The sequence below is a fragment of the Amphritea sp. genome (assembly GCF_048266285.1).
Taxonomy (GTDB): Bacteria; Pseudomonadota; Gammaproteobacteria; order Pseudomonadales; family Balneatricaceae; genus Amphritea.
This window is the reverse complement of sequence record NZ_JBLWZV010000001.1, coordinates 665,489-682,245: the sequence shown is the minus strand read 5'-3', so window position 1 is coordinate 682,245 and position 16,757 is coordinate 665,489. Positions and strand designations below refer to the sequence as shown.

12 protein-coding genes and 4 tRNA genes are annotated in these 16,757 nt (G+C 46.5%); 2 read left to right on the top strand and 14 right to left on the bottom strand.

Annotated features, from left to right (window positions below):
* The first annotated feature begins 29 nt into the window (after positions 1-29).
* Entirely contained in the window at positions 30-2,363 is a 2,334-nt protein-coding gene (locus ACN0T0_RS03270) for a diguanylate cyclase (protein WP_417223237.1), read from the top strand.
* A 113-nt stretch (positions 2,364-2,476) separates the two neighbouring features.
* Here ACN0T0_RS03270 and ACN0T0_RS03265 read toward each other — a convergent pair whose 3' ends face one another.
* The 7 genes from ACN0T0_RS03265 to ACN0T0_RS03235 all read right to left on the bottom strand — a co-directional run bounded on the left by ACN0T0_RS03265 (position 2,477) and on the right by ACN0T0_RS03235 (position 11,778).
* Positions 2,477-4,408, bottom strand: a complete 1,932-nt coding sequence (locus ACN0T0_RS03265; protein WP_417223234.1) for a sensor histidine kinase — start codon at positions 4,406-4,408, stop codon at positions 2,477-2,479.
* Complete coding sequence (locus ACN0T0_RS03260; protein ID WP_417223230.1) at positions 4,405-6,621, bottom strand: EAL domain-containing protein; 2,217 nt, start codon at positions 6,619-6,621, stop codon at positions 4,405-4,407. The genes ACN0T0_RS03265 and ACN0T0_RS03260 overlap by 4 nt, the downstream gene beginning before the upstream one ends.
* A 341-nt stretch (positions 6,622-6,962) precedes the next feature.
* Positions 6,963-8,189, bottom strand: a complete 1,227-nt coding sequence (locus ACN0T0_RS03255) for a tyrosine-type recombinase/integrase (RefSeq protein WP_417223228.1) — start codon at positions 8,187-8,189, stop codon at positions 6,963-6,965.
* A 1,140-nt stretch (positions 8,190-9,329) separates the two neighbouring features.
* A complete protein-coding gene (locus ACN0T0_RS03250) occupies positions 9,330-9,608 on the bottom strand; it encodes a hypothetical protein (RefSeq protein WP_417223226.1) in 279 nt (92 codons plus the stop codon).
* A gap of 79 nt (positions 9,609-9,687) precedes the next feature.
* Positions 9,688-10,353, bottom strand: coding sequence for a response regulator (locus ACN0T0_RS03245; protein ID WP_417223223.1), 666 nt, complete (start codon positions 10,351-10,353; stop codon positions 9,688-9,690).
* 73 nt (positions 10,354-10,426) lie between these two features.
* Positions 10,427-10,879 (bottom strand): response regulator, encoded by a 453-nt coding sequence (locus ACN0T0_RS03240; RefSeq protein ID WP_417223221.1) that lies wholly within the window; start codon positions 10,877-10,879, stop codon positions 10,427-10,429.
* Between the two features lie 20 nt (positions 10,880-10,899).
* A complete protein-coding gene (locus ACN0T0_RS03235; RefSeq protein ID WP_417223219.1) occupies positions 10,900-11,778 on the bottom strand; it encodes a DNA-binding protein in 879 nt (292 codons plus the stop codon).
* A gap of 237 nt (positions 11,779-12,015) precedes the next feature.
* On the opposite strand from ACN0T0_RS03235, the gene gap reads away from it, so the two are divergent.
* On the top strand, positions 12,016-13,023 hold the full coding sequence (gap, locus tag ACN0T0_RS03230; protein ID WP_417223216.1) for a type I glyceraldehyde-3-phosphate dehydrogenase: 1,008 nt from the start codon (positions 12,016-12,018) through the stop codon (positions 13,021-13,023).
* 318 nt (positions 13,024-13,341) lie between these two features.
* Here the strand turns inward: gap and ACN0T0_RS03225 are convergent.
* The 7 genes from ACN0T0_RS03225 to ACN0T0_RS03195 form a co-directional block, all read right to left on the bottom strand.
* Positions 13,342-13,417 (bottom strand) — tRNA-Gly (locus ACN0T0_RS03225).
* 47 nt (positions 13,418-13,464) lie between these two features.
* Positions 13,465-13,551, bottom strand: a tRNA-Leu gene (locus ACN0T0_RS03220).
* 12 nt (positions 13,552-13,563) lie between these two features.
* Positions 13,564-13,637 (bottom strand) — tRNA-Cys (locus tag ACN0T0_RS03215).
* Between the two features lie 47 nt (positions 13,638-13,684).
* Positions 13,685-13,760 (bottom strand) — tRNA-Gly (locus ACN0T0_RS03210).
* 110 nt (positions 13,761-13,870) lie between these two features.
* Positions 13,871-14,419 (bottom strand): CDP-diacylglycerol--glycerol-3-phosphate 3-phosphatidyltransferase, encoded by a 549-nt coding sequence (gene pgsA, locus ACN0T0_RS03205; RefSeq protein WP_417223214.1) that lies wholly within the window; start codon positions 14,417-14,419, stop codon positions 13,871-13,873.
* A gap of 72 nt (positions 14,420-14,491) precedes the next feature.
* Positions 14,492-16,378 carry an excinuclease ABC subunit UvrC gene (uvrC, locus tag ACN0T0_RS03200; RefSeq protein WP_417223211.1) on the bottom strand — a complete coding sequence of 629 codons (1,887 nt, stop codon included), beginning with the start codon at positions 16,376-16,378 and terminating at the stop codon, positions 14,492-14,494.
* 25 nt (positions 16,379-16,403) lie between these two features.
* Positions 16,404-16,718 (bottom strand): excinuclease ABC subunit C, encoded by a 315-nt coding sequence (locus ACN0T0_RS03195; protein WP_417223208.1) that lies wholly within the window; start codon positions 16,716-16,718, stop codon positions 16,404-16,406.
* Between the last annotated feature and the right edge of the window lie 39 nt (positions 16,719-16,757).

Here is a 16,757-nt window from a genome sequence, read left to right as displayed (position 1 = left end):
GCTAGGACGGCTGTTAAGAGATGTCATGAATGAATAAAATCTCAGTTGCCAATTTGGATGATGTTTATCGTATCGAAGCGCTAATCGATCTCCCCAGCTTTGCCGAAATCCTGGAAGGCTACTACCAAGCAACAGGCATTCCCAACAGTTTAATGGGGCCAACCGGTGAGGTGTTAACAAAAGCCGGTTGGACCGATGCCTGTAGCAATTTTCACCGCACGCATGAAGCCAGCAGCCGCTGTTGTAACGACAGTGATAGCGGACTGCTTAAGCAAGCCGAACAGCAACTCAGCTATTCGCTCTGCAAAAATGGCCTGTATGACTATGCCATGCCCATCATTATTGAAGACCGAAAAATAGCCACCCTCTATATGGGACAGTTGTTACATTCAGCCCCTGATCGACACCAATTCGAACAGCAGGCTGAAGCTTATGGCTTCGATAAAGAGGCTTATCTCACCGCCATTCAGCAAATTCCAGTGATACCCAGAGAGCGGGTTGAAAAACAGCTAAGACATATGGCCCAAGTAACCACCGTGCTAGCGAACAGCGCCCTCAGCAGTATGAGAGAGCAGCGTCTTCAGAAGGCTCTGAAACAGAGTAAAAAACAACGTATTGAAATCACCGACTTGCTGGACAACTCCCCAACGGGTATCAGTTGGTGTGATGCACAGGGGACGATCGAATATGTGAATCACACCTTCGTGCGTATGTTTGGCTATACCCTTGAGGATCTACCCAACACCAAAGCGTGGCATGAAAAAGCCTATCCGGATCTAAAGTACCGCGAAGAGTATGAATTAAATTGGAAGCAATGGTTTCAAGCGCAGACACAAACAGACACAAGAACACACAGCGACACCAGTCTTTATACCGTAGAAAGTGCGGTTCATTGCAAAGACGGCAGCATCAAACGTATTTCGGCGCAGGTATCGCTAGTCAACAACAAGCACCTTTACAACTGTACCGATATCACCGAAAAGTGGCGTAGTGAACAGCGTAATATCACCCAAAATAAAATGTTACGCCGGGTGACCCAGGGTGAAGAGCTTAATGACATCATGTATCAGCTGATCACTGATATTGAATCGGATGCACCCGACAATCTTTGTAGTATCTTGCTATTAGATGCAGAAGGAAAACACCTACTGAGCTGTGCTGCGCCAAGTTTACCGGCCTTCTATAGTGATGCGATTAATGGCATCGAAATAGGCGAGGGTGTCGGCTCATGCGGTACCGCCACCTTTTTAGGCCTACGCGTTATCGTCGAAGATATCAGCACCCACCGATACTGGACACCTTATCGTGAGTTGGCCAGCAGTGCCGGTCTGGGTTCCTGTTGGTCTGAGCCGATTATCTCCTCTAAAGGGAAAGTGCTAGGTAGTTTTGCAATCTACCATGCAACACCGAGTACACCCGATGACGATGATATTGAACGCATCTCCTTTGCCGCCAACCTAGCAGCGCTGGCGATTGAAAACCTTCATAACCATGAAGAGTTGAGCCGACGCGAACTCGCATATCGCAGTTTGGCGGAAAACGCCCCTGATGCTATCGCTCGCTATGATCAGCATGCCAAGCTGATCTATACCAACCCCAATTTCGATGCCTTATTCACCTTTACCTATATACCTACGGCGGATAACAGCTTTCTGGAAAGTTACCACTCGGTCATCCGCCGCGTGATTGGTAACGGTGTACCTCAACAAGTGGAGATCAAGATTCCTACTGGTTCGAGCCAGCGTTATCTCATGTTCAGCATCGTGGCTGAAGAACATGAAACCGGTACTGGGGCACTCGCCATTGGCCGCGATGTCACCTTGCATCACGAGATGGAACAAAAGCTTGAAAAGCAGGCCCGCTCAGACTTCTTAACCCAACTGATTAATCGGCGCTATTTCTTTGAACTGGCGAACCGTGAACTGACCATTGCCAGTCGCTACCATAATCAGTTGTCGCTCATTATGTTCGACTTAGATCATTTCAAGCAGGTCAACGATACCTACGGACATGCCATTGGTGATCTGGTGCTACAAAGAGTTGCCGCTATCAGTCAAAGCACCCTTCGCGAGGCCGACATTCTCGCGCGTTTGGGCGGTGAAGAGTTTGTCGTATTACTCATACAAAGCAGTACTGAAGCAGCGGCACAGACCGCCGAACGACTACGGCAGGGGATAGAATCGCTTTCTATCGCGTTAGACAGTGAAATAACTATCTCTGTGACCGCGTCTTTTGGTGTTACAACGGTTAATTTCGAGTCGGACCACAACGTTAGCCATACCATCAATCACATCATCTCAGAGGCGGATAGCGCAATGTATAGCGCTAAACAGAAAGGCCGTAACCGCATTGAATTTGCCTGAAACATAATCCTGAAATTAAACATATTGAAACGCGGTGTTCACGATGATTATTGGTCTATCGGTTTATTTAATCCGCTAAATCATGTTCTATGGACTCGGTGTGAGCGCACATGCTAAATACATTGGGGCCTTGCTTCTATTTGTTGTGGCAGTTCAATGACGAAGCGGGTGCCACCGGCATCGGGGTATTCAACACTAATTCGGCCATGCATTAAATCCGTCACCCATTGATGCACTAGATGTAATCCTAGCCCAGTATGGCCCAAGCCACGACCACTGGTAACAAAGGGATCAAACAAGCTATCTCTTAGCTCTAAAGCGACACCACTGCCATTGTCTGTCACTGTGATAACCACCCAATCATGTTTGAGTTTGGCATCTAAGATAATTTCGCCGCCTTGCATAGCCGCCGTACCATAGGTGAGGGCATTAATGATAAGGTTTTGTAAAATCTGAGAAACGATGCCGGGATAGCCAATCAGGGTGAACTCGGTTTCGATATGGTTGGTTATTCGGGTGGGGGATTTTTTAATTTTAGGACTAAGGGTGCAAAGCAGGTCGTTGACCACCTGAGTCAGACTGAACGCAAGCACCTCTTCATTGGCTCGATCCAATGCCAGCCGTTTAAAACTCTTAACTAAACCCGCGGCCCTTTTTAGGTTGGTATCAACCAGCTTTAGTCCTTCATCGGTATTCATTAAATAGTTGTCGAGCGCTTGGCGACTAAGCCCCTCATTGATGGATTGTTTCAACGAACGGTGCACGCTTTGTAAACTTGAATTAGCAATAACAGCCCCTCCAATCGGCGTATTTAGCTCATGGGCAACACCTGCTACCATCATTCCCAATGACGATAATTTACGAGTTTCAACCAGTTCGTTTTGTAATAGCTGTTGCCTCGATAATGAACTATCTAGCTCATCATTAAGTAGTTTAAGCTCATGCTTCTCATGCTCCAGTGTTTGGGTTAAATCATGCAAACTATTTTGCATACTGAAATCACGACACAATATGCGTCCACCCACCAAGAGAATAAATAGTTCGAGCAATAGGGTAGGCTGAAGCGCTGCCCATTGAATATCTTTGACCATCTCGCCTGGAGTACAAACCACCATATAAACGTTTTCAGCTACCTCGGGCGCATCTTTGCTGGAAAGAGTGATTCGCCGGGAACTATATAGCTCACCGTTGTAAGGTTGAAGGATGGTACTTTTCTCACGGCTAATACGTGACCAGAGCTGTGGGTCGGTTAGCTTGAGGCTATGCTTGGGTTGGCCTAGCAGCGCACCCCATTCAAGATCCGTATTGGGGTGTTCTAACCAGTTACCCCAAGCATCCACCAACATAATCTCAGCATGTTCGGTGCTCAACGCTCTAATTTGCGCAATCAGCGTTGTGAGATCGTAATTAATCATCAGTACGCCAGGCTGTAACCCATCTGCGTCAGTGGTTTGAAATCCAATGCGCACCACCGGTTGAAAAGGTTTGACGATTTGGCCGTTTTCGATATTTAAATCAATTGGTGAGATATAGATGTTTGGCGGAAGCACCTGCATGGCACTTTGAAAATAATACCGATTACTTTTGTCCTGCAAGGCACTCGCCGTGACGATTTCGGTTTTGCCCTTATTGATATTGACTCTGACACGCTCATAACCCCGGCTATCAAGCCAGCGCACCTGCAAAAGGTGATCAACCGCTCGGCCAAACTGATTAAACACCGTTGCAATACGGTCGATGTCAGGGGAGGGTTGCGACAAGCTGTCCAAGATATCGCTATCAGTTGAAAGCAACCGCAGAATATTACGTATATCACCTAGCTCTCGGTTAATATCAATGACCGCAAGGGTGATCTGTTCTTCATGCTGCTCTCGTAGCGCCGTGGTGCGCTCCTCTTTGATAGTGTTGTACAGCATCACGCCACTGAGTAGTGCAAATAAAACTAATGCAGCAGCAAAAGTCAGACGCTTACGGTTAAACCGTTGTTGCCATTCCTGGGCATCACTCGCTTGAGCGGTGTCAATCCTTGAGACCGATGTATTCATAGATTCTGCTGTGCCCTCAGCCACTCAAGCGCTTCATCGACAGGCATCGGATGGGCAAATAGATACCCTTGGGCAATATGGCACCCTCGACTCAACAAGTGTTGCCGCTGAATTTCCGTTTCAACGCCCTCTGCCACAATGGCAAAACCAAATTGCTCACCGAGTTGAACCACCATTTCAACCACATGATCGCCAGCACTATCCTCACCCAGATGGTCGATAAAGCTTTTATCGATTTTTAAGGTGGTTGCCGCCAAGTTAGCCACATGAGCGAGGGATGAATAGCCGGTACCAAAATCATCGATACTCACTCCAAGCCCACGATCAGAAAACCGTTTGAGAATTGGATTAATAAACTCATAATTGAGCATCGCACTTGATTCAGTTACCTCGATATCGAGTAATCGACCATCAAGACCACTGGCGACAATCATATCTAACAAGGTATCGACATAATCTTTCTGGTTTAAGTCGGCACAACTGGCATTGAACGATATGGGTAGGTTAAAACCGGCCTGCTGTATCAGGGTGGCCGCAGCTATGGTTTGCTTAGCCGCCTCAAGATCAAGGTGACTAATGAGACCTGCTGTTTCAGCGAGAGGAATAAAACGATCCGGTGGAATAATCTGTCCATCGGATTTACGCCAGCGAAGTAAGGCTTCAAAACCGGCTACTTTGCCACTACCCATATGAACTTTGGGCTGCAGCATAATGAAAAATTCATGATGATCGATAGCATTATGCAGATCCATTAGCAGGTGGTGACTAGCCAAGATTGAGCCTAATATTTCCGGCTCATAGTTAATCACCCGTAGCCCCTTAAGGTGAGCCATATTCACGGTCGATTCAGAAAGTTGTAGGATCTGTTCGGCCTTAAGTTCCGTCAGCAGGCTGAGATCGACCCGCGCAGCAGTTAAGGTTAAGCGATGAATGGTATGATTGAGGGTCAATCGTTGATCGATAATGTTGAGCAGATGCTCTTCACTCAGGGTTTTATCTTTACCCAGCAGCATAGCAAAAGTGCAGTCACCCGTACGGGCAATAACATTATTAGGAAAAAGGGTGTAGATATTACTGAGTAGGGCGGCCAAGATATCTTCACAGTAACGCTCGCCAAAAGTCACCATCATGCCGGTAAAGTCATTAATGACAACGACCATAAGTTCACTTTGCTGCTTTTCCTCAAGGGTCATGGCTGATAACTCACGCAACAGCCAGTTACGATTATAGGATTTCAACACCTGATCACGATAAGCAAGATCAGTTAAGCGGTTAACCAAAGCCACCGCCGTAAAGCCACTGTTGATATTTTCACTGAAAACTTGCAGCAGATTGATATGGCTATCGGTGAGTTTGTTACTGGTGCGCACCAATAACATATAATGGGTGGTGTCGACTTTCGGTGTATCGAAATGCAACACGGTATAGTTTTCATTGAACAGGTGGCGGCGTTCGGCAGAAGCCATAACAAATGCCGGGTGATATTCTTCGAGTTGCAGTTCTGCAAGGCGTTTATATTTTTGACCAGAGTCACTAAAGCTGCCACTGACAGCGAGTATTCGGGCATCAGGGGAGAACTGACCTCCCTGATAGGAGAAGCAAACAATGCCGCCTTGCTGAATCCCAATGATACGCCCGATTTCATTAAGAACCGTTTCAGTAAAGCTGGTTAGGTTTTGCTTGTTGCTGATACTACGGGCTGCATCAACCACCATCTGTAGGCCATGCTTGGCCTCAATCAGCTCTGAAAGATAACGCCAAGTACGGATATGACTGCTAACCACGGTATGCAGGGTATCCTGCACTAGATCAGATTTATTCCAGTATTCGTCAATATCATATTGGGCCATAACCTCATTACGGGGCGCCATCCCTGGTTGCCCCGTGACGAGTATAATGCGCACCGTTGAATTACCCAGAACATCTCGAATAGTCCCAGCCAACCTTAAGCCAGCATCATCTTCTTCCATAACCACATCAAGCAGAATGACGCAGATATCGCTGTTATGGGAAATAACCTCAGCCGCTTCACTAATAGAGTTAGCGGTTAACACCTCGACCGGACGACCGTAAACAGTTAAATCTTTTAAGCTATAGATTAGAGACGCTTGGTAGGTAACATCATCCTCGACACTAAGCACTTTCCAAGGTGAGGCGGCCACTTCACTGAAGCTTGAGTCTTCCGAGAAGTGGAATAATTCTAACTCTGACATAAAGAATCCTTTGCTCTAGTCATACCCTAACAATAGTAGATGAATATCATTATTTCGCAATCGAAACTTAATCGAAGAACAGTATTATTAGTGATTGTTTTTGTTGAAAAAAACGCGATAAACGCAGGAAAAACGGGAATGAAAAAATGCCGTTTCATAGATAACATTGCGCTAGAACACCAATAGCGCTAACCGGAAGGGCTTATGAGGGATTAATACTTTGGGCTAGAAAAAAAAACAGCAATAACGTCCAAAAAACAGACAAGCAACCATTAAAAAGCAATAATTAACATTAATAAATTGATATAGTTATATGATTATAAAGATTAATGATTCATTAATTAAACACCTTGATCTTTGGCGCTCGAAGCCCGTTCCATATTGTCAGAATCAACATAAAGCTCATCGGTGGTTCTGATACTGCCGTGGCCTAGATCAGCTTGAACATGCGCAAGGTTACGACCGGCTGCCACTTCCATTGAAGCACCGGTGTGTCTTAACCAATGGGTGGTAGCAGCACGAAGTTCTGAAGCCTCGACATCAAAGCCATCCTGAATAAGGGCATGACAACCTTCTTGCAGCGCCCATTCAACGATGTTACGCAACTGACGACTACCAATGCCTCGATTTTTAACACGAGACTCAATCACCGGCTCTGAGGAGTCTTTTGAGGGAAGGGGGCTCAGACCTCGATAAAGACGGTAGCGCTGTAGGAATTGGATGTATTCGTTAGAAATCGACACATCCCGTTCTTTAGAGCCTTTACCATAGGTGCGAAACCACCAGTTGCCCTCGTGATCCCGATGAAAGTGGGACATCACCGGCAACCAGTTAGGTCGTTCAGAAAGCTCAGAAATACGTAACTTAAGGGATTTAAGCGTGGCCACCACAAACAGTGTTCTTTCATGTTCGGCATCACCATCAGCCATCGCTTTAGCGGCACTGAGCAGATATTCCCACTGCAATTCGGATAAGCGACGAGCGGTGTTGATACCGGTTTCTTGACGTAGATAGGGGCAGTTTTTCTTCACAATCGGAATATGGTTGCCTGGAGCATAATCTTCAGCCATTAGATAGTTAAACAGCACACTGAGATTAGAGAACAAACCTTGCCAGGATTTTGTGTTGAGTCTGCCCATGCCTGCACCAACAAGACGAAAGGGTCGCCAGTTAGGGTTCGGCTGACGCCGTCCATGGCTATCAATAAAGCGTTTTTCAATATGTTGTGATTGCCATAAAGGGTCAGGCTTGGCAACGAAGTCCATGTATTCTTCCAAATCACGACGCCGCAATGTGGCAATGGATCGCTTTTTGATTAACCAAGCCCAAAGGAGAAGCCGCTCAGCATCGCCTCTGAACTTATCATAGGTATCTCGACTTTTCTTACTATAGCTACAGAGAAAGTCTTTGGTATAGCGGTAATCATCTATTGCATCATCAACACCAACGTTTAATACAAAGTCCTCAACCGCAGGTGACTGATCGGGAAATGTCGCGTTGCGAGGAATCTGATTAAAGTGTTTAGCAGAATCAAACAAGGGTATGCCGGGAAAGTTTTTGTTCGACACGGGCTTGAGCCTCAATGAGCAATGTAGGATGGACGCTATTATAGCGATTAGACGATCTCACTTCCAGTAGTGTTTACTACTGGAAGTGAGACACAATGTCTTATAACTGCGTTTACGACTAGCATGATTACCTTATGCTGAGGTTCGGCTATCTGATGACTGAAAATATTTCTCCTCAGGACTGTTCGATCGTTAACATGTTGAGATTTAACAATGGGGTGACTGTCTCAGGTTGCTAAACAGCAACGCTCACCTGAAAAACTATTTGGTCCTCTGACACATAAGTTTAAGAGAAGAGTTAAGCAGCTGGGTAACGAGCAGGTCTACGTTTACAGAATGCCGCTCAAGGCGATTAGCGACTTTAGCGTCGAAACAAGTAACAAACCGCTCTTGGCATAGTCAGGCAACACTCAGGCTCATTCATGACAAAACACAGCAAGCTGACAGTTGTCCGCTGACGGAATAGCAGCATTAAAAAATGATGTGCGCTGTGTGCCTGAAACCAGGCTATTTACCCACGAAAAAAGATTTAGCGGGCTTCTCCGCACGACTGATTTTCGCACCAATGCAAAACAACAACATCCTCTACATACGCTCAAATAATTCAAACAGAATTAACAGGATATAGAACAATCTACTCGGTAGGTGACAAGAATAAATCTACTACCCATAACTTAGATTACGTTAAATAGAGTAGAGGTGAAGCAAGACGGCATAACCTGCTCAGGTAGTCCGATTAATAATTATTCTATTTAACATAATATACATTATACGAAGTTATATAATTATGGAAATAACCGCTATTTGGATGTTTTAGAGACTGCTATTACTCACTTCACTTTGGCATTACTAAAGGAATTAACACTAAGAATCAGCGTGCACTATGTGAAAATTTCGACGCTTTTGGCAGCCATCATCGCCAAAGCTTATGTTGCACATGCATGCTCTGAATTACTTTTAAGATTCATGAAATTCAAACGCTAGTGGATATAAAGCTAGACTCTCAATAGCAGCCTACTCTAAGCACTTAGCTAGGTTTAAGGGTGTATATTTGGAAAGGATTGAGGTGGTAGGAATTAGCAGTTTAGAACTGCCTAAGCACTCTATCGAAGAGCGCTTTCAAGGAGGCTAACTTGGCGCTTATGAGATTAAAACGGGCTGCTCTGGACACTCATAATTACACACTAAATATGGCGATACAGCGACCAGTTCTTGGGTTTCATAGGACTGTACAATCAACTCCTGAGCACCACAGGTTTTGTCCATTTTAGCAAGTACTTGGTATGGCGCCCCCCGACATAACAAGCGTCGATTAGCGTTATAAAAATCGGCATCAAGATAGATTTCATCACCGACGTTTATTTCACGCCAAAGGAAATCAGCTTCGAGGATAAGCTCAGATTGATCCTGACTATACATAAATTGGGCCTCAGATAAACATGTAGGAACAACCCAGCAGCAACTACTGATAAGCTATTCGCAGCCCGAAACAGATTTTTCAGGCTTCTACAATATTATGTCGAATTGCCAGATGTACAAGTTCAGAATTGTTATTGATACTCAGTTTGCGCAGAATATTAGCACGATGAGCGTGAACGGTTTTAGGGCTGAGAAACATCTCTTCGGCAATATGTGCCGCAGACTGTCCTTGCGCTAAGCAAGAGAACACCTGGAATTCACGTTTAGTGAGTTTGACAAAGGGTGAACCGGAATCGTTACCACCGGGAACAATCATATCCCGGATACTTTCCGCGTAGTACGTGCGCCCTTCTGAAATCATATGCACGGCCTTTAGTAACTCGTCAGGCGCGCAGCGCTTGGTTAGATAACCAGAGGCTCCAGCCTGCACTACATGGGCTGGAAATGGCTGGTTTTCCATAACGGTCAACACCAGTACGCGGGCGTCAGGATCCTTGGCGCGGATAACACGAATTGCTTCGAGGCCGCCATAGACCTGGATACCACCACTATCAGCAGGATCCGTTGGCATGGATAGGTCCATAATCACCACATCCGGGCGCTTTGAAAAATACTTCTCTACGGCCTCTTGGCCACTGCTGGCCTCAGCAATGATATCAATCTGGCTATCATTATCTAATAAGCGCTGAAACCCCGCCCTAACAACAGGATGATCATCGACTAATAATACTTTGATCGCACTCATGTCTAACTCAGATCCATTTGATTATCATATTCAGTGATTATACCAATCAATCATCAAGAATATAGCGATCAGATCAATTGTTATCGCTTTCGATCATGCTATCCGCGCCCCGATAGACACCGTGAGTCTCAATGTCCAACGCTACCGCTGGTGAGACATCATCTGAGCGCACCACCACCGGCATCGCAACCAGTTCGTCACTGTAGCCTACTAGCTGAATACCCTCTTTCTTACAGTGCATCAACACCTTCTCAAGCGCTCTGATGACCGCCGCCTGGCGTGTGCTTAGGTGTCGATCGCTGGGCTTATCGTCAGCGGGCCGCTTACTCGTTACCTGACGTATCGCATAGCCTTGCTCATCGACCAGCTGTAACGTAATGCCTGCAAGTTTTTCTTTAACCAAAACGATCTTGCCAAGATTAAACACCGCTTCATCCGTACAACAAACAGACCCGTCAGGATCGCAACTTTTAATCCCCTCAAGAATCTCTCCGTACGCAGAGCCTTTATCCAGATATGTATCCATAATCCCTATAATTCAATAAATTATGACTTTAACTTAAAGCTTTCTAATAAAGAATGAAGCCGTTCAACTTCACTCTCTTTTTCTTTTAACCTGGCTTCCAGCAGGGGTTCAGCTGACTCTGAGGAGAGTCGCTGCTCTAGCTCTTGATAGCGCAGATCCTGCTGACTAATGACTTGCTCAAGCTGATGCTTCTCTTTGATGCTGCTGCGTTCGACAGCAAATAGCGAGTCTCTGAGCTGACGGTTTTCATCTTGCAAGGTCTGCAACTGTTTTTCTAGCCGAGCAGACTCTCCTTCAAGGTACTGAGTTTTATGCCGATACTCCAGTAATTCCTGCTGCTGATTACCGCCACCACTACGCTCTAGCTGCTCAAGCGTTATCTCATACTCTTTGACCTGACGATTAAAATCGCGGTTTTGCGCCTCAAGCCGCATCTCACGCTCATCCTGTGCGAGCTGCTTTTTTTGTAGCTCAGCAATATACGCAAGGTTGCGCTGATTTTCAGCCATTAGTTTGTCGGATAAGTCCTGAAGACGACGTAGATCATAACGGCCCGCCGATTGCTGCCCTTTTAGCTCCGCTTCAAGCGCTTCATAATGCTGTTGCAGCTGTTCCCGTTCGCCAGATAATTGGTGTTCGGCATAGGCCAGCGCCTGCTGCCAGAGTGTATTAGCACTTACAAAAACCGGCTCAGGAATATCGGGCCGGGCATTTTGCTCCAGCAGTCGCTTCCCCAGCCCTTGCCACCAATCGTTCAGCGCTTTATTGATGGTCGTTAGACTGCCGGAACCCAACTCATTACGCACCATCTGCTGGGTCGGCTTGCGCCCTTCAGCGAGAAGTTTATCAGCAATCTCAAATACTTTTCCATAGGTTTTTGGCTGTGTTGTTGGCGTCATTAGCGGATCACATTGATATTAAAAATACACAATACATATTAGGTATTGATATTAACCCACTAAGTCTTTTGCAGCCAGTACTATCCTTTGGTTACTACCGCTATACGCCTAATCGCCTTGCGTTAACCGAGACTTCTTAGTCAAACAATCGTTTTGACTTTAATTAGCCGCCAACATTGCATTATACGATTATCGTTTTATGCTGAAATTATACTTATGCAACATCAGGAGCACGCCATGCCGATTAGAGTCGCAATTAATGGTTATGGTCGCATCGGGCGCAATATTCTGCGCGCCCTTTACGAATCAGGCAAGAGTGAACAAATTAAGATTATTGCCATTAATGATCTTGGCGGTAGCAAGGTCAACGCCCATCTCACTGAGTTTGACAGTGTGCATGGACATTTTAACTTCCCAGTGAACGCCGAAGGGAACACCATGACCGTCGCCGGCGATATCATTCAAATCGTGAACCAAGCCGACCCTCATGCCCTACCATGGGCTGAGCTGGATATTGATATTGTTTATGAATGCACGGGGCATTTCACCAGCCGCGACGCCGCCGCTGTCCATCTAGACCAAGGCGCCAAGCGGGTGCTCGTTTCAGCGCCCACCAAGAATGCCGACGCAACCATTGTTTACGGTGTCAACCACGACACCCTAACATCAGAGCATCGAGTCATTTCCAACGCATCCTGCACCACTAACTGTCTAGCGCCTGTCGCCAAAATTTTAAACGACAATATCGGCATTACCGAAGGAATCATGACGACCATTCACGCCTATACAAACGACCAGCACCTGCTGGATGTTTACAGTAATGATATCTATCGCGCGCGTGCCGCCGGCCTATCAATGATCCCGACTCGTACCGGCGCCGCCGAGGCCGTTGGCATTGTAATGCCTGAGCTTAAAGGCAAACTGACAGGACTTGCCGTGCGAGTACCGACAGCCAACGTATCACTCGTCGATCTGTGCTTTAAACCTAGTCGTAAAACCTCAGTCGAGGAGATCAATCAATTGATGCGACAAGCATCACAAGGCAGTTTAAAAAATATACTCGAGTATAATGAGCTTCCATTAGTATCGGTGGATTTTAACCACCATCCAGCATCATCTATTTTCGATAGTAATCAGACCCATGTGATGGACGGACTCGTTAAAGTATTTGCTTGGTATGACAATGAGTGGGGCTTCTCCAACAGAATGCTCGATACCACGCTCGAAATCTTTCGCGATCAATAACACAACACCCCCTCGCGCGATCGCTTAGGCGATCGCCACCGCTCTCTTTAACAACGAACACCTGAACCCCAGCCTAAAGCTAGATTCTCTATAAAATCGAAGCATTGATGCGCTTTAACCGATAAACCTGGCAAGGCCCAGAGTATAGTTATTTTTGCAATCAAGCCTGTAGAACGAACCTGTTGAGCAGTGACTAGCAAGGAAAGATGACAAGAAAGGACTGAAACACAGAACTAACTTCTAAACTATTAAAGTCAGAAATAGATATTCATAAATGAGGTATATCGAAGAGGTATAGAAAAGAATAACAAGTGAAGCTGGAGCGGAATATCGGGCTCGAACCGACGACCTGAACCTTGGCAAGGTTCCGCTCTACCAACTGAGCTAATTCCGCATCACTTGCTTTATCACCACTTACTGTCGATTAGATCGAGTAACAAATGGTGCCCGGAGCCGGACTTGAACCGGCACGACCTTTCAGTCGGGAGATTTTAAGTCTCCTATGTCTACCGATTCCATCATCCGGGCAAACATAAAACATGGAGGCGCGGGTCGGAATCGAACCGGCGTTCACGGAGTTGCAGTCCGCTGCATGACCACTCTGCCACCGCGCCTAATTGGTAAACTAATTTACCATCCAACCCTGCTATATCGCAAGGATTGGAGCGGAATATCGGGCTCGAACCGACGACCTGAACCTTGGCAAGGTTCCGCTCTACCAACTGAGCTAATTCCGCGTCTTCCTAAGAAGTGGTGCGTATTATAGACAGCTCTCCTTTTATGTCAACAACTTTTCAGTGTAAAAAAGTGCAATCAGATTAATAAGTTAGATCTGTATAACGATTGATCAAATATCTTCGGTCAGGTCTGGCCATGCCGCCTTTAGATAGATGTACATCGACCAAAGGGTCAACACTGATGCCAAATAGAGCGCACCAATACCGACCCACGCCAATGTTGTATAGGGCTCAAAGCCCAGCATAATCATGATAGACAGCATTTGTAGTGCGGTCTTTAACTTGCCGACATAAGAAACCGCAATGTTCGCACGCTTGCCTAATTCCGCCATCCACTCTCGCAACGCCGAAATTACAATCTCTCGGCTAATAATCACAATCGCCGGGGCGGTAATCCAAAAAACGGAATAGGTATCCACCAATAACACCAACGCAGTCGCCACCATAAGCTTATCCGCGACCGGGTCGAGAAATGCACCAAAGGGCGATGTCTGGTTTAGTTTACGAGCCAAATAGCCATCAAACCAATCCGTTACTGCGGCGAAGGCAAATACGAACGCCGCGGCCATCGGGCCCCAAGCGTAGGGCAAGTAATAGACTAAAACAAATACAGGAATCAGAATGATGCGCAGCAATGTCAGGATATTGGGTATTTTCATTGATGTTCAAATTTTCCTGTTCAATGGAACTTGAGTGAGTAGAACGACCATAACCACGGTATTCATTGTGATTTAAGGGTCGTGATGTAGCGCTGCATAAATATCTTCTGCAATTTTGCGGCTTATAGTAGAGACTTTTCCAATTTCTTCAACACTTGCTGTCTCTATCGATGGCACACTACCAAAATGCTTCAGCAGCTCCCGCCGTCGTTTCGGACCAACGCCGGGAATGCCTTCGAGAGACGATTTACGCCGCGCTTTACCACGTCTAGCACGGTGGCCTGTAATGGCAAACCGGTGCGATTCATCACGAATATACTGGATCAGATGCAGTGCGGGAGAATCCGCGCGCAGCGCAATTTCGACACCACTATCCCCCATGATCAAGGTTTCTAGCCCGGCTTTACGATCACTTCCTTTGGCCACCCCCACAATCAGCACTTCTTCTATCTGCAACTCAGCCAACACTTCGACCGCTTGGGCCACCTGCCCTTTACCGCCATCAATCCAAAGAATATCGGGCAGCTTGCCTTCACCTTTTTTTAACCGAGTATAGCGGCGAGTTAACGCCTGATGCATAGCCGCATAATCATCACCACCGGTAATGCCTTCAATATTAAAGTGACGATAGTCAGATTTCAGAGGACCGTTACGGTCAAACACCACGCAGGAAGCTACGGTCGCTTCACCCGAGCTATGACTGATGTCGAAACATTCCATCCGCTGCGGGATCGCATCCAATTGCAAAGCCTCTTGCAGTGCCAGATAGCGATTATAAATACTCTGTTTGCTGGCGAGGTGACTTTGTAGATTTTGCTCGGCATTGGTTTGCGCGAGCTTTTGCCACGCCGCTTTATCAGAGCGCACCCGGTGAACGAGGGTTACTTTACGCCCGCCCCGCTCGCTAAGAGCTTCCTCTAAAACATCATGATCGGCGGCTTCCTCAACGGTAATCAATACCGGCGGAATTTCACGGCCTCCACCGAGATACCACTGGGCGATAAAGGCCGATAGCAATTCCTGAGGTGTCTCTTCAATACCAAAACGGGGATGATAAACCTTACTGCCGATTATTCGACCACCACGTACAAACAGCATATGCATACAAACGGAACCCGATTGCTGTGCACAACCAATCACATCAGCATCGCCGGTTTGGCCACTCACATGCTGCTGCTCTTGCACTTGCTGTAGGCTGGAAATCTGATCCCGATAAATAGCCGCATTTTCAAAATCCAGCGCCTGGGAAGACTGCTCCATCTGCTCAGCCAGCTCGTTCATAATAGTGCTGTTCTTACCTTCCAAAAACATCATCGCATGACGTATATCTGTCTGATACGCTTCGGCTGTCGGCAGGCCCACACAAGGCGCACTGCAACGCTTAATCTGGTATTGCAAGCAAGGACGTGAACGGTTTTTAAAAAAACTCTCTTCACACTGACGTATACGAAACACTCGCTGCATAATCGCAAGACTATCGCGTACCGCACCGCTACTGGGGAATGGGCCGAAATAGCGCCCTTTCTGCCGCTTTGCGCCGCGATGAAAGCGCACCGCAGGGTATTCCTGACCAGTTGAGACAAAGATGTAGGGATAGGATTTATCATCACGCAATAAAATATTATAGGGCGGACGATTGGTTTTAATTAGGTTCTGTTCGAGCAGCAGCGCTTCGGTTTCGCTATTCGTTACCGTCACCTGAATATCAGTAATCCGACTGACGAGCGCCTGGGTTTTAATATTTAGCCCAGTGGGCCGAAAATAGCTGCTGACACGGTTCTTAAGGTTTTTCGCTTTACCGACATAGAGAATCTCTCCCTCACGGTTAAACATCTGATAGATGCCGGGCCGGCGAGTTAAACGGGAGAGAAACTCCTTGCTATCAAAAGATGCAGCGACGGGCTGATCTGATTGGCTATTCAGCGCCGCGAGGGAGTCATTATCAGAAGTATCATTCATGCGGCTATTCTAACTGCGCGCCCTTCTACTCCTCAAGGAGATTCAATAACTTATTAGCATCCATATGGAAATGGGTAGCTTCGCGATGAATTTCTTCCAATTGCTGACGGGTATCATCTGAAATGCCGGCCCCCCGTGACAGACTAACCTCCAAATACACACTGATTTCAGCATAGTAATAGAGCCGGGCATTAAAGCTTTGCGCCCGTTTCAACTTAGAGAGGGAGATCATTGCGCCATTGAGCATAATGGTGTTGATATCAGAATCGCTCATCAGGGGATGGCGATCCTTCTCCGTGAGTGAATGATTCAAATCAACCGCGCGTTTATTTGCTGCCATGAGACATCCTGAAAAAAGTGGAGTAGAGTTAATGGTATC

What these genes read in the sequence shown, in the direction of transcription:
- ACN0T0_RS03270 (WP_417223237.1), top strand. Translation starts at nt 30, where the DNA reads ATGAATAAAATCTCAGTTGCCAATTTGGATGATGTTTATCGTATCGAA.
- ACN0T0_RS03265 (WP_417223234.1), bottom strand. Translation starts at nt 4,408, where the DNA reads ATGAATACATCGGTCTCAAGGATTGACACCGCTCAAGCGAGTGATGCC.
- ACN0T0_RS03260 (WP_417223230.1), bottom strand. Translation starts at nt 6,621, where the DNA reads ATGTCAGAGTTAGAATTATTCCACTTCTCGGAAGACTCAAGCTTCAGT.
- ACN0T0_RS03250 (WP_417223226.1), bottom strand. Translation starts at nt 9,608, where the DNA reads ATGTATAGTCAGGATCAATCTGAGCTTATCCTCGAAGCTGATTTCCTT.
- ACN0T0_RS03245 (WP_417223223.1), bottom strand. Translation starts at nt 10,353, where the DNA reads ATGAGTGCGATCAAAGTATTATTAGTCGATGATCATCCTGTTGTTAGG.
- ACN0T0_RS03240 (WP_417223221.1), bottom strand. Translation starts at nt 10,879, where the DNA reads ATGGATACATATCTGGATAAAGGCTCTGCGTACGGAGAGATTCTTGAG.
- ACN0T0_RS03235 (WP_417223219.1), bottom strand. Translation starts at nt 11,778, where the DNA reads ATGACGCCAACAACACAGCCAAAAACCTATGGAAAAGTATTTGAGATT.
- gap (WP_417223216.1), top strand. Translation starts at nt 12,016, where the DNA reads ATGCCGATTAGAGTCGCAATTAATGGTTATGGTCGCATCGGGCGCAAT.
- pgsA (WP_417223214.1), bottom strand. Translation starts at nt 14,419, where the DNA reads ATGAAAATACCCAATATCCTGACATTGCTGCGCATCATTCTGATTCCT.
- uvrC (WP_417223211.1), bottom strand. Translation starts at nt 16,378, where the DNA reads ATGAATGATACTTCTGATAATGACTCCCTCGCGGCGCTGAATAGCCAA.
- ACN0T0_RS03195 (WP_417223208.1), bottom strand. Translation starts at nt 16,718, where the DNA reads ATGGCAGCAAATAAACGCGCGGTTGATTTGAATCATTCACTCACGGAG.